The 13,458-nt window shown below is 65.9% G+C and carries 12 protein-coding genes; 5 read left to right on the forward strand and 7 right to left on the reverse strand.

The genetic code is table 11. The annotated features are described in order from the left end of the window. Window positions 1-139: 139 nt before the first annotated feature. Complete coding sequence (locus tag P0Y64_04535) at window positions 140-1,456, forward strand: NupC/NupG family nucleoside CNT transporter (protein ID WEK44100.1); 1,317 nt, start codon at window positions 140-142, stop codon at window positions 1,454-1,456. Here the strand turns inward: P0Y64_04535 and P0Y64_04540 are convergent. After that, entirely contained in the window at window positions 1,446-2,285 is an 840-nt protein-coding gene (locus tag P0Y64_04540; protein ID WEK44101.1) for a metallophosphoesterase, read from the reverse strand. The genes P0Y64_04535 and P0Y64_04540 overlap by 11 nt on opposite strands. 275 nt (window positions 2,286-2,560) lie before the next feature. On the opposite strand from P0Y64_04540, the gene P0Y64_04545 reads away from it, so the two are divergent. Further along, window positions 2,561-3,949, forward strand: a complete 1,389-nt coding sequence (locus tag P0Y64_04545) for a sugar transferase (protein ID WEK44102.1) — start codon at window positions 2,561-2,563, stop codon at window positions 3,947-3,949. A 12-nt stretch (window positions 3,950-3,961) separates the two neighbouring features. Here the strand turns inward: P0Y64_04545 and P0Y64_04550 are convergent, their stop codons facing one another. From P0Y64_04550 to P0Y64_04575, 6 genes are all read right to left on the reverse strand, one after another. Further along, window positions 3,962-5,164 (reverse strand): glycosyltransferase family 2 protein, encoded by a 1,203-nt coding sequence (locus P0Y64_04550; protein WEK44103.1) that lies wholly within the window; start codon window positions 5,162-5,164, stop codon window positions 3,962-3,964. Window positions 5,165-5,293: 129 nt separating this feature from the next. Then, complete coding sequence (locus tag P0Y64_04555) at window positions 5,294-6,616, reverse strand: ATP-binding protein (protein ID WEK44104.1); 1,323 nt, start codon at window positions 6,614-6,616, stop codon at window positions 5,294-5,296. A gap of 79 nt (window positions 6,617-6,695) precedes the next feature. Then, window positions 6,696-6,935 carry a hypothetical protein gene (locus P0Y64_04560; protein ID WEK44105.1) on the reverse strand — a complete coding sequence of 80 codons (240 nt, stop codon included), beginning with the start codon at window positions 6,933-6,935 and terminating at the stop codon, window positions 6,696-6,698. 137 nt (window positions 6,936-7,072) lie between these two features. Further along, window positions 7,073-8,089 (reverse strand): glycosyltransferase, encoded by a 1,017-nt coding sequence (locus P0Y64_04565; protein ID WEK44106.1) that lies wholly within the window; start codon window positions 8,087-8,089, stop codon window positions 7,073-7,075. Further along, complete coding sequence (locus tag P0Y64_04570; protein ID WEK44107.1) at window positions 8,086-9,234, reverse strand: glycosyltransferase; 1,149 nt, start codon at window positions 9,232-9,234, stop codon at window positions 8,086-8,088. Before P0Y64_04570 ends, P0Y64_04565 begins: the two co-directional genes overlap by 4 nt. 11 nt (window positions 9,235-9,245) lie before the next feature. After that, window positions 9,246-10,187: a glycosyltransferase family 2 protein gene (locus P0Y64_04575; protein ID WEK44108.1), complete on the reverse strand. Its 942-nt coding sequence runs from the start codon at window positions 10,185-10,187 to the stop codon at window positions 9,246-9,248. A gap of 245 nt (window positions 10,188-10,432) precedes the next feature. On the opposite strand from P0Y64_04575, the gene P0Y64_04580 reads away from it, so the two are divergent. From P0Y64_04580 to P0Y64_04590, 3 genes are read left to right on the forward strand one after another with little or no spacing between them, the layout of a single operon-like run. Beyond that, entirely contained in the window at window positions 10,433-11,320 is an 888-nt protein-coding gene (locus P0Y64_04580; protein WEK44109.1) for a hypothetical protein, read from the forward strand. A 2-nt stretch (window positions 11,321-11,322) separates the two neighbouring features. Beyond that, on the forward strand, window positions 11,323-12,567 hold the full coding sequence (locus P0Y64_04585; GenBank protein WEK44110.1) for an outer membrane beta-barrel protein: 1,245 nt from the start codon (window positions 11,323-11,325) through the stop codon (window positions 12,565-12,567). Between the two features lie 18 nt (window positions 12,568-12,585). After that, the gene (locus tag P0Y64_04590) at window positions 12,586-13,449 is read left to right on the forward strand and encodes an SLBB domain-containing protein (GenBank protein WEK44111.1); all 864 of its coding nucleotides are present in this window, start codon (window positions 12,586-12,588) and stop codon (window positions 13,447-13,449) included. The last annotated feature ends 9 nt before the right edge of the window (window positions 13,450-13,458 follow it).

Consider the following 13,458-nt stretch of genomic DNA (forward strand, 5'->3'; position numbering starts at 1 on the left):
AAACTGAAGCCCCTCCCCCGGCGCTGCCGCGGGAGGGGCAAAACCCTCATGCGCGCAAGGGGCTGGCAGGCAGGCGGCGTGCGTGTAAATATGCGCGTCCACGCGGGGGGCCGCGTCTTCCATAATCACGCGGGTATTCATGCATCGTTTCCTCATCGGCATTGCCGGCATCGTCGTGATCCTGCTGATCGCGGTGCTGCTGTCGACTGACCGCCGCTCGATCCGGCTACGCGTCGTTGGCGCGGCGTTCGCGTTGCAGGCGGGAATCGCGGTGCTGGTGCTGTACGCGCCATGGGGGCGGCATGCGCTGGCTTTCCTTTCCGGCGGGGTCGCCAACCTGCTGTCTTATGCCAATGCCGGAACCGCATTCCTGTTCGGCAAGCTGGCGGACGATCCGCTCGGCAAGAATTTCGCGATTCAGGCGCTTCCGGTGATCATCTTTTTCGCGGCGCTCGTCTCGATCCTCTACCATCTCGGGATCATGCAGCTCATCGTGCGCTGGATCGGCGGCGCGATCGAAAAGGTGATCGGCACGAGCAAGGTGGAAAGCTTGTGCGCGGCGGCGAACATCTTCGTCGGCCAATCCGAATCGCCGCTGGTGATCCGCCCATATCTCGCGGGTCTTACGCCGCCGCAGCTGTTCACGGTGATGACCAGCGGCATGGCGGGCGTCGCCGGCACGATCCTTGCGGCCTATGCCTCGATGGGAATCAGGATCGAATATCTCCTGGCGGCCTCGTTCATGGCGGCGCCCGGCGGCATCCTGATGGCGAAGATCATCATGCCCGATCGCCGCGGGCCGACCGGGGGCGAGCTGCCGCTCGGCGACATGAACGAGGAGGATCGCCAACTCGCGCTCGCCGAAGCACGGTTCAGCGGGGAAGCCGTCGAAGGCACCCCCGGCGAGCCGATGCCGCAGGCCACGCATGACGAGGAAAAGCCGGCGAACCTGATCATGGCCGCCGCGCAGGGAGCGCAGACCGGCGTGCGCCTCGCGGTCGCGGTCGGCGCGATGGTGCTGGCGTTCGTCGCGCTGGTCGCGCTCGCCAACGGCATCCTTGGCGGGATCGGCGGATGGTTCGGTTATCCGGAGCTGAGCTTCCAGGGGCTGCTCGGCTATGTCTTCGCGCCGGTGATGTTCCTGCTCAACGTGCCATGGCATGAGGCGGGGATCGCCGGCGGCCTGTTCGGGCAGAAGATCGTGCTCAACGAATTCGTCGCCTATATCTCGCTCGGCGAGCAGCAGGGACAGCTCAGCCAGCGCACCGTGGCGATCATCACCTTCGCCCTGTGCGGCTTCGCCAATTTCTCGTCGATCGCGATCCAGATGGCGGTTACCGGCAGCCTCGCGCCCAATCAGCGGCCGATGATCGCCAAGCTCGGCGTTCGCGCGCTGCTGGCCGGCAGCCTCGCCAATTTGATGTCGGCGGCGCTTGCCGGGCTGCTTATCGGCTAGGACCCAGGGTCAGCAACCACAGGTCGGGCGGCGCGCCATAGCGCAGCGGAACGTTGCTCGTGCCGATTCCGGCGGTCACCACCACGGTGCGCCCGCCCGCACGGATCAGCCCGCAACGATAGCGATTGCCGGAAACCCGCGAGACATTGATCAACGGTCCGATCAACGGCAGCACGATCTGCCCGCAATGCGTATGCCCGGCGAGCAGCAACGCATGGTCGGTCGGCAGGAATTGCACGAGATCGGGCGAATGGGTGACGAATATCGTCGCCAACGCCGCGCGCCGGCGCAGCTTGTCCAACCCGACATAGACCGGCCCCAGCCGCGCCGTGCCGGCGGACGTGTCGCCCGATAGCCCGAGCGCCAGTGGACCGGCGCTGACCGCGACATTCTGCGTCGTGCTCAACCCCGCCCTGGCCAGCGCGCGCGGCACCACGCCGCCACCGGCATCATCGTGATTGCCGAACACGACAAACACGCCAAGCGGCGCACGCAACCCATGCAGGATGCGCGCGACCGGGGCCGCCCGCGCGCGCGCGTCGGCATCATCATAGCCCGACAATATATCGCCCGCGATCAGCACGATATCGGGCCGTTGCGCATTGGTGATCGCCACCACGCGCGCGAGCCGCGCCTCATCCGTCGCGAGATTGCCGAAATGCAGATCACTGAGCAGCGCGACCCGCACCGGCCCCGCACCGACAGGCCAGTCCGGCAGCGCGATGGCGGCGCGGCGCACCACCGGGTCCGCCCGGGCGTTGCGCAGCCCGATGCCCGCGATCACAGCCAACCCGGCCAGGGCCACGACAAGAAAGATCCAGCGGCGCATCCACACCGATCGTAGGGCGCAAAACCGATGGCAACAACGCCGCAAGCGACGGCGCGATGGCGGCGCGCGCTCATTCATGGCGGATCGGGCGCAACGTGTCCCATTTAGGATAGGTGATTGGTTGCGATTCGTCGCAAACTCGCCATAAACCCTTTTCCGATAAAGGACGGGGCTCGCGCGGCGATGGCTCGCCGTAAAGATGCGTTAAGGGAGGATATGCCACCGGGCGATTCCGCCGGGTGACATGTTCGCGCCCCAAAAAGTGGAGTTTTGGCGTGACGAGGCAGACGGCCGCTGAAAAGGCCCCGGCGAGCGGGTTGCCCAACGCGGTCAGCCTCAACAAGCGCAACATTCGCGGACTGCTCTATATCGGGCTGGTTCTTTGCGACATCGCCGCGATCCGCGCCGGCTTTTCGGTCGGGCGCACGATCCGCGACTGGCGCTGGCTCGCGCCGAACGGGATCGAGCTAAGCTGGCTGATCCTGCCGATCCATCTGATTTTCGCGGCGCGCAACGGCGCGATCTCCCGCATCGCGCTGGAGCGTCTTTCCGAATCGATCCGCCGCGCGCTGAGCGCCTTCATCATGGCGACCAGCGCCGTCGCCTTGCTGATCTTCTTCCAATATGCCGGGCCGCTGGTATCGCGCGTCGCCTTCGGCGTGGCGATCGTTTTCAGCATCCTGTTCATCGCCATCGGCCGGCTCGTCTTCGCGATGTGCTTCGTCAGCCCGGTCCCGGGCGGCCTGGTCGGCGAATTGCTGATCGTCGATGGCGTGCCGCCCAGGCCGGGCGCCTATCACGTGTTCGACGCGCAGGCCGCCGGATTCCGCCCCGATCTCAACGATCCCAATATGCTTGCGCGCCTCGCCGCGCTGGTCGGCCCGTTCGATCGCGTTGTCGTCGCGACCATCGAGGAGCGGCGTCGGCAATGGGCGTTGCTGATGAAGGCGTATAACGTCACCGCCGAAGTGCTGCTGGAGGGCGAGACGCCGCTCGGCGCGATCGGGGTGGCGCGTTATCATGGCCGTGACACGATCGTGGTCGCGCGCGGGCCGATGTCGCTCGGCGCGCGGATGAAGAAGCGCACGATGGATCTGGCGGTGGCCGGCGCGGCAGTGGTGGTGCTGGCGCCGTTGCTGGTGGTCGTCGCGATCGCGATCAAGCTGGAGAGCAGCGGGCCGGTGCTTTTCGCGCAAACCCGGCTGGGCCGCGACAACAAGCCGTTCAAGATCATGAAATTCCGCAGCATGAAGGTGCAGGCGAGCGATTTCGACGGCAATCGCTCAGCGACGCCGGACGATGATCGCGTCACCGGCGTCGGCCGCTTCATCCGCAGGACCAGCATCGACGAATTGCCGCAGCTGTTCAACGTCCTGAAGGGCGACATGAGCATCGTCGGCCCGCGCCCGCATGCACTGGGATCGCTCGCGGGGGACAAATTGTTTTGGGAAGTGACGCAGAAATACTGGCTGCGCCACACGCTGAAGCCGGGCATCACCGGCCTCGCGCAGATCCGCGGCTATCGCGGCGCAACCCACGAACAATCCGATCTCGAAAAGCGGCTTCAGGCCGATCTCGAATATATCGACGGCTGGCGCCTCTCGCGTGACATCTCGATCATCGCGAACACCATTCGCGTGATCGTCCACCCCCGTGCCTATTGAGCGCGGCTGACGTCAGGCCGCGCTGGCCCGCCGGCTGACCATCGGGCGCCGGGTCCGCCGCCGCTGCGTCCAGACGAATTGCGTCGCGACACCGAAGTTGAACACCGCGCTCATCAGTGCGCCGGCGATGCCTGCAAGCGCCCAATTGCCGTCACCGGCCAGCACCAGATCGGCGACCCCGATATTGGCGATACCGCCGATCGAACAAACCAGACAGAATACGAAATAGCCGATGACAAACCGCCCGCCGCGCAGCCGCTGCGCGCGATAGGTGACGGAATTGTTGACCACATAGTTCAGCGTCATCGCCGAGATCGTCGCCGCTGTCTGCGCCACAAGGAACGTGCTGCCGGATACCTTGAACGCCTGAAGCACCGCGAGGTGGAACAACAGCCCCAATCCGCCCACCGCCGAAAACAGCACGAAACGCGGCGGGACCAGCCCGCGCGTCACCTTTTCGATCAGCAGGAACAGGAATTCCAGCATGATCATCAGGTCGACCTTGCTCTCGCCCTGCGTGCGATTGCGGAAGACATAGGGAATTTCCGTGATCTTCAGCTCGCGCGGGGAAGAGCTGATGATGTCGAGCAGGATCTTGTAACCCTGTTGCGACAGATCGTGGACACAGGCGTGAAACACATCGCGGCGGATCGCGAAGAAACCGCTCATCGGATCGCTGATGCCGGTGCCGATCACGATATTCGCACACCAGGTGGCGAACCCGCTCATCGCCTGGCGGTCTTTCGACCAGTCGCCGACGCTGCCGCCCTCGACATGGCGGCTGCCGACGACCAGATCGCTGTCTCCCTCGGCGATCAGCGTCAGCATCTGCGGCAACAGTCGCTCGTCATGCTGGAGATCGGCGTCGATCACCGCGATCACCGGCGCGGTCGCGGCCAGCGCGCCCTCGACCACCGCCGAGGCAAGGCCCCGCCGGCCGATCCGGCGGATACAGCGCACCGGATAACCTTCGTGCGCGACCGCGAACACCTCATCGACAGTGCCATCGCCACTATCATCATCGACGATGATCAATTCCCAGCGCGCGCCGTTCATCGCGGCGGCGATCGCCAGCACCAGCGGGCGGATATTGTCGCGCTCGTGATACGCGGGGGAGATGATCGAAAGCTGCGGCAGGCCTGTCCGGGTCGCGCTGGCGGGCCCTTCCGGTTCGGCACTGATGGCGGCGCTTGCCGGCGCGGGGATCGATGACATCGTGGAACCTCGAATAACCATGTGAACGCGCCCGGCCGGCCGGTTAGCGCAATCGGCCGCCCGCGTCAGGAAAAAGCGCCCTCCCCGATGGACGCTGCCCTGAACGCAAAGCGATCTCGCGGTATCAGATCAGCCCGCGCACCGCGCCAGCCAGAGATAAAGCGCGACGCTATCGTCCGCGAAACGGAAATTATCCGCGCCGTGCGAATTGTCCGGGACGAGCACCCGCGCCTCCACCGCGTGAGCGATCAGCGCAGCGCGGTCGCCATCCCCGGCAGCGGCGGCATTCACCAGCCCGAACGTCCGTAACCCTTCCTGCGCGATCGGCCCCATCGCGGCGGGGGTGGTCATCGACAGCAACAGATTGAGGTGGAACTGGCTGCGCGGCGAGAGGCGCACCTTCGATTCCTGCATCACGCGCTCGATCGCGACGCGCACGTCGTGCAATTCCACCTCTTCCAGCTCACGGTCGAGCGTGCTGCTGGCGGCATATTGGGCGATCAGCCCGGCGACATAGGGAGAGCCCTGCGCCGCCTCGATCACCGTGCGCCGTGCCGATTCCTCGAACGTCAGCCCGGAGGCGGTTTCGCCGATACGCAACAGCTCGCGCACCTCATCCTCGTTCATGCTCGTCACCGGAATGCCGATGACGTTGCGACGGATCGAAGGGATATGTTCGAGCAGTTCGGAAAGGTTCGCGGCGACGCCGGCGATTACGATCTGCACCCGCGCGGACTGATCCGACAGGCTTTTGATCAGCTCCGCGATCGAGCGCTTGAACTCGGCGGAATGGGCGCGGTCGAACTCGTCCAGCACGATCAGCACCCGCGTGCCGGAAACGCGCGCGAAAATCTCGCCGAGCTGAACCGGCGTCACCGGAGGTTCGGGCAACAGATCCGCCAGCGTGCCGCCACGCTCCGCCGCTTCCGACGTGGGATCGAAATCACTGTGATACAGCAACGGGATATCGGCAGCGCAGGCGCGGAATACCGGATCGAACTCCGAAGTCTCGCTGCACGAGGTATAGCGCACGATATAGCGCGCTTCCCGCGCTAGGCGGGAGAAGACATGGAGCAGCGAGGTCTTGCCCATGCCGCGATCGCCGAAGATCACGGTGTGGAGATGTTGCTCCTCCACCGCGCGGATCACCGCCGCCAGCGTTTCCTTGCGCCCTGCGAAGCGCTTCGCGTCCTGCACCGGCTGCGACGGCGTGAACGCCTGTTGCAGCTTCAGCCGCGCCTGATTGGGATTGCGCTCGCCACGCGTGGCACGCCCGATATCGCTCGCGCTGCTGCGGAAACGCGGCAACGCCTCCGGCCCCTCTCCCTCCGGCAGTTCGGACGCGCGGCGGATCATCGGCCCCTGCCGGACCGCCGCCCCCGCCAGCGGCGCGGCGGGTTGCTCGAAAGGCCGGCGAGCGGTTCGAAAACTGAATAAACGGGTCCAGATCATTACGCGCTCCGGAATGGCGAGAACAGGGCCGTGGAGCGATCCGCGGCGCGAGTGGCGACGTCTGGCGCCATGACCGGGATCAGAAGCTGATCTTCGGTCGCAACACGTAGTAGATATAGGCGATCACCGCGACCAGCCCGATGATCGCGACCGCCACATACCCCTCGTTGCCAAGGTAGTTGACGATCGCGCAGCCGATCGCCGGCGGCGCATATTGCCATAATTTGTCGACAGGATTTTCCGCGGCCGATCGCTGCAACAGCAGCACCACCAGCCCGGTGAACACCATCAGCGTCAACCAATCGAACGGGGTCTCCATCTGTCACCTCTGGTTACGCGAATCGACAATCGACATGGTGGGTTACCCGTCTGACGTGTTGTAGCAATCGCCCCCGTCTTACCCCCGTAGAGGAAATGGCTCGTTAACGGCGTCCATGCAAGCCGGCGTGTGGACGATTATTGGATCATTCCCGTCGCCACCCCGTCCAGATAGGCGATCAGCGCGGAAGGATCGGTGGTCGCCGCGACCGGCTGACGACGGCGCGCGCGATCGAGCGCGGGACCAAGCGGCTCGTCCGCGCCCACCACCTCGATCAGCCCACGCTCGGCGAAGGCGGCGGTGATCTCCGCCTGATGGTCGTCATAATGCTCGCCGAGCGCGAACAGGCGCGGCACCGCGATCACCCGGCAATGCGCGCGGAGCGCGGTGATCAGCGAGCCGGTGCCGCCATGACACACCACGATATCGGCGCGCTCAAGCAGTTCACGCACCTCGCCGAACGGAAGCGTCTCGACCGAATCGAGCGTGGACGGCTGCTCCCCGCCAACCCCGCGCTGGAGCACGATGCGCTGCGGAATCTCTCCGGCGGCGTGCGCCTCTTCGACCAGCCGTACCAGCCGATCGAACGGCAGCGTCGCGCCCACCGTGGCGAACAGCAGAGGTTCTTTTTCCGGCGGCGCGGAATCGAGCGTGCGGAACGGATCGAACACCAGCGCGCCGCGCCAATGCGCCGCGCTCTCTTCAGACTGGGCGATTCGCACATGCGCGATCCACCCCGCCAGCCGCGCGAAACCCGATGGGCGGGTGAAGCGCGCGAACGAATCGATCAGGATCACCCGCGCGCCGCGCAGCCTGGCGAACAGCATGACGAACAATTGCGAGCCGGCGCCGGTGGTGATGAACAGGTCCGGCCGCCGCCGCGCGATGATCCGCCACGAACGGAAAATGCTGCGCCACGCCTCGGCGATCATCGTCCACGGGCGCCCGAGCCGCGCTTGTCCGATCGCGAAATGCGGGACGAAGTGGGTTTCCTCCTCCTCGGCGATCGAGCGACCGAGCGCGGTATCCTCGGTCACGAAGAAACGCGGGTACTTTTCCCATACCGGCTTCAAATCGAGGATCTGGCGGACATGCCCGCCGCCCGATGCGGCAAGGCAGATCGTCGGCAGGCGAGGATCGGCCGGCGCGCTCATCGCACCACCTGCGTCAGCACGTCGCGATAGCCCGCGAGGATCGCGTCGCGACCGAACCGCGCCGCCGCGCCGCTTTGCTGCCATTGGGCGAGCGCCCGTTTGCGCACGTCATTTTCCATGATCAGCGTATCAATCCCCCGTGCCACCGCGCGGGGATCGCGCGCGTCGACGCCGATCGCGAACGGGCAATCGTCGAACCAGCCGTCCACCGCCGCGCCGCGCGGATAGACGATCGGGCATCCGGCGAACAGCGCCTCGATAAACACGAGCCCAAAGCTTTCCCGCCGGGAGGGCAGCGCGAAAACCGCGCAACCGTTCATCCATCGCTGGAGATCGGCGGGCGCGAGCGGCCCGACGCGACGCGCGATGCCGCTCACCCCGGCATGTCCGAGCGCGCGATCCACCGCCGCCGCGCTCGCCGTGTCGCCGCCGCCGGCGACCTCCAGCCCGCTCGCCCGCGACAGCGCGATCGCGCGCGCCAGCGTGGCGATATTCTTGTTGCGCCAATACATCAGGTGAAAGGCGGTACCGGTCATCGCCGGCGTCGCGCGCGGCGCGATCACGGTTTCGCTCGCCGGCACGCACGGCAAATCGATCACCTGCTCCACACGCGTGCCGAACCGCCGCTCGCACCAGCGCGCGATCCACGGCGCGAAGGCGATCACCGCCGCCGCTTCATGCCACAATTGGCGATAGGCCGAATGAAGATCGCGCCGGATGCGCACGATCTTCTGATCGCTATTGCCCTGCAACGTCAGCAGAAAAGGGATGCCGAGCTGCTGCGCGGCGCGCCGGGCGGCCAGCCCCTCGACGCTCAGCTTGTGCGCATGGATCGCCGCCGGCTTCATCCCGCGCTCGCGCAGATCGGCAAGGATCGCGTCTGCGACGCGTTCCATCGCGGAGGCGAGGAGCAGCCCGCGCCCCGGCGCAACATAGCGCCAGCTCGCCACCGCGCCGTCATCCGCCACCGGCTCCGCCAGCCCCGGGCGCCCCCATCCGCGCGGCGCGGCAATGCGATTGAGCGAATAGACGCGGTGCGTGAATTCCTGCGCCGTCCCCTCCACCAGCGCCGCGATCACCCGCGTCTTCGCGGGCTGCACGGCATCGGGATAGTCCGCACTGATATGCACGATCAGGGGGGCCACCCAGTCCCCCGTCAGTAACCGGCGAGCCAGTCGCGCCGCTTCTGCCAGATCTGCATCAGCCGCGCGCGCTCATCCGGATCGCGCGAGATCGCCGCGCCGGTTCGCCGCGCCAGCCCCCAGAGCCACAATTGCGCGATCCCCAGCGGCGCCAGCCACGCCGGCCAGTGATCGCGCACCAGCGTCGCCTTGGCGCGCATCACCGCGACGATCTTGTCACCGCGCTTGCGGGTGGAGGCGCCGACGAGATGCATGATCTCCGCATCGGGCGTAATCATCGGGCGATAGCCGAGCGCGCGGGCGCGCAGGCAGAGATCGGCATCCTCGCCATACATGAAATAGCGCCGGTTGAACCCGCCCAGTTCCCGCCACAGCGCGGTGGAGATCATCAGGAAGCAACCGACCACGATATCCACTTCGCGCACGCTGTCGCGCCGCCATCCGCCCATCGCCTCGGGGTTGAACAGCCCCGACTGCGGGAAGGCGCGCGCCAGCCCGGTCGTCTGGGTGAACAGGCTCCACGGTGTGATCTGCCGCCAGCAGGAGGCGGGATTGAGCGATCCGTCGGGAAACACCGTGCGACCACCAGTGATCCCCGCCCACGGATTCGCCTTGGCGAAGGCCAACAGGTTGGCGATGGCGTGTGGATGCGTCTCGGTGTCCGGATTGAGCAGGCACAGCCACGGCGTCGTGGCGGTTTCCGCGACCAGATTGTTGGCGCGCGCGAAGCCGATATTTTCCGGGTGAGCGATCGTCTCGACGCCGGGGAACGCCGCCGCGACCGCTTCCGCGCTGCCGTCGGCGGAAGCGTTGTCGAACACCACCACGCGCATCGCGACGTCGCCGGCATTGGCGAGCAGCGTCTCCACCGCGCGCAACGTCAGTTCGCGCGTGTTGTAGCTGACGACGATTACCGTCACCTCGGGCGCGGGTTCGGAAGGCGGCGCCATGCTCATGCGGGGAGCGATAGCCAAGCGGGGCGGGGTCGGTCGAGCGCTTTGTTCGGCGCCGTTGCCGGCGAACGTGCCGTGCCGGGGCCGGCGAGCGTGGCGGCGGCGTTCAGCCGCCCGCCATGTGGCGCGGCGGAGATAGACCGCGCGCCGAGAGTTTCATCAAGTATCAACTTCCAAGTCCTATCATCACCATAGAATTATGTCTATAAACCGCACCGCTCGCGTCATTTTGGGGGAATAAAAGAGACATGCTGAAGAAAAGCGGCTCTATCACCGTATTGTTCGCATGCGTCGCGCTCGCGGGCTGCGGCAAGGGAGCAAGCAACGGCACCCCGCCGACCGGCCAGGTCGCTGCGACGGTCAACGGCAAGGAAATCACCGCCTCCGAAGTGCGGCTCGAACTCGGCCCGCTCGCCAGCGATCCGCGCGCGAGCGAGCGTGCTCAGCCAGCGGCGCTGCAATCGATCGTCAACCGCAAGATCCTCGCCGATGCGGCGGTGGAACGCGGGCTGGACAAGACGCCGGCTGCGGCGATCCTGTTGCAGAAAGCACGCGATCTGGCGCTGATCCAGCTGCTGGAGCAAAGCGTGCGCGCCAATTTGCCGAAGGTTTCGCCGGACGAGGCCGCCGCTTATGTCCGCGACAACCCGCAGGCATTCGCGCAGCGCCAGCTGGTTTCGGTCGATCAGGTCCTCGTCGGCCCGGTCAAGCCCGAGCTAGTCCAGCAGCTCGGCCCGCTGAAGACGATGGAAGAAATCACGGCGCTGCTCGACAAGAACAACGTGCCGTATCGGCGCAGCGCGGCGGTGATCGACCCGATGACCATCCCGCCCGAAGCGGCGAAGCAGATCGCCGATCTGAAGATCAACGACGTGTTCATCCTGCCGAACGGCGGAGCGGTGATGGTGGCGCGTATCCGCGAACGCCAGTCGCAGCCCTTCTCCGGTGCGGAGGCGAACCAGATCGCGGCCCAGATCCTCACCAATCAGCGCACGCAAAACATCGTGCGCGAGCAATTCTCACAGATCATCAAGCAAGGTGCGGCGAAGGTTAACATCAATCCGCAATACAAGCCGGCGGAAACGCCTGCCGGCGCGAAGGCGGGCGGCGCGGCAGTGCCGGCCAAGGCGAATTGAGCATGAAGGCGGTCGTTCGCATTCCGGGTGCGCGCGGAATTCGCGCGGGCGCCGCCGTGCTGGGCGCGGCGACGGCGCTGGTCGTCGCCGGCAGCGCCGCGGCACAAGCCGTGGACCCGACGCAGGAAGGCATCCACGTCAACGCCGGGCTGGATATCGGCTATGACAGCAATGTCGCGCGCTCGGCCGGGGCGATTCTCACCAACGGCCGGCAGGCCGACGAGCGCGCCACGCCGAGCCTCAACGTGTCGATCAACAAGTCGCTCGGCCGGAACTCGCTGACCCTCGATGCCAACGGCGGCTATGATTTCTATCGCCGCAACAGCGAGCTGAACCGCGAGCGCCTCGGCTTCAACGCCGATCTGGCGCTGGTCGGCGGCCCGTGTTTCCTGAATCTTCGGCCAAGCATCTTTCGGTCGCAGAGCGATCTTGGGGATATCGTTCCGATCAACATCCCCGGCCAGCGCAGCGTCCGCAACACCGCGACGACGCAAAGCTACGCCGGAGAGCTGCAGTGCGGCGACAGCTATGGGCTGCGCCCGCTGATCACGGTGGCGCACACCGCCGGCAACAACAGCGAAGAGTTGCGCCGCATCTCGAACTATCGTTCGAACACCTATGGCGCGGGCGTCGCTTATGGCGATCCCACTTATGGCGAGCTGTCGCTGCGCGTAACCCGGCAGGACACTTCCTACCCGGATCGGCCGGCGATCTTCGGCCCCGGCGACTTTTCCACGAAGCGCATCTCGCTCGACGCACAACGCTCGATCGGATCGATGCTGAGCGGATCGGTCGGCCTCTCCTATGTGATGGTGCGCCCGGATCAGGGCTCCACCTCAAACGACTTCAACGGATTCGGATGGAACGTCGGGCTTACGTTCGTACCCAGCCCCAATCTCCGTGTGAACGCCGGCACATCACGCAATATTTCACCCTCGCTGGGCACGGATTCGCTCTACCAGGTCAACCGCGACTATTCGCTGGGCGCCGATTATGCGTTCAGCGACCGGCTGAAGGCCAATGTCGGCGGGTCGATCGGCAAGGTGCGCTATGACGGATCGGGCGGCGTGTTCGGCCCGGTGCTGACTAGCTCGCTCGCCCACCGGCTTACCGCGTCGCTCAGCTTCATCCCGTCGCGGCGGCTCACCTATACGCTATACGGCGGGTATCAGGATCGCGAGACCAATAACGCAATTTATAACTATCACAGTTATTTCATCGGGCTTCGCACCTCATTCGCACTCTGATCCGAGAAAACGGAAACTATGCCGCAGACACTCTGCCTCATCCGCCGCCTCTCCCTGATCCTGCTCGCATGGCTCGCGATCGGCCCCGCCGTCGCACTGGCGCAGCAGGCGCCCCCGTCGCCACCGCCGGCGGCGGTCGCCGCCGCCCCTGCGTCCGCTGACAAGCAGCAGAACAGCCTCGCCGACGGCTATGTCATGGGCGTGGGCGACGTGGTGGAAGTCTCGGTGCTCGGCCGCGAGGAATTCAAGTCTCGCGTGCAGGTTCAGGTGGATGGCACGATTCAGCTGCCCTACATCAAATCGATCCCGGCCGAGGGCAAAACGGTGCTCCAGCTGCGCGAGGACGTGCGTCGTCGCCTCCAGCAGGGCGGATTCTACACCGATCCGGTGGTCAGCGTGATCGTCGCCAGCTTCACCGCGCGCTATGTGACGGTGCTGGGCGAGGTCGGCACGCCCGGGCTCGTGCCGGTGGATCGCGCCTATCGCCTGTCGGAAATCCTGGCGCGCGTCGGCGGTCTCCGCCCGACCGGCTCCGACGATATCCAGGTCCGCCGCGCATCGGGCCAGGAATATACCTTCGAGATGAACGAGATCGCCAGCGGCGGCCCGGACAAGGACATTTTCGTCGAGCCCGGCGACAAGATCTTCGTCGCGACCGCGCCGACCTATTACATCTATGGCCAGATCGCGCAGCCCGGCTCGTATCGCATCGATCGCGGCATGTCGCTGCGCAAGGCGATCGCGCGCAGCGGCGGGCTTACCCCACGTGGATCGGAAAAGAAGATCAAGCTGTTCCGTGATGGGAAAGAGGTCAGCCACATGGACCTTTCCGACATGGTGAAAAACGGCGACACGATCGTCATCGGCGAACGCTTCTTCTGAGAATGCCGC

Origin of the sequence: Candidatus Sphingomonas colombiensis (genome assembly GCA_029202845.1) — a bacterium.
Taxonomy (GTDB): domain Bacteria; phylum Pseudomonadota; class Alphaproteobacteria; order Sphingomonadales; family Sphingomonadaceae; genus Sphingomonas; species Sphingomonas colombiensis.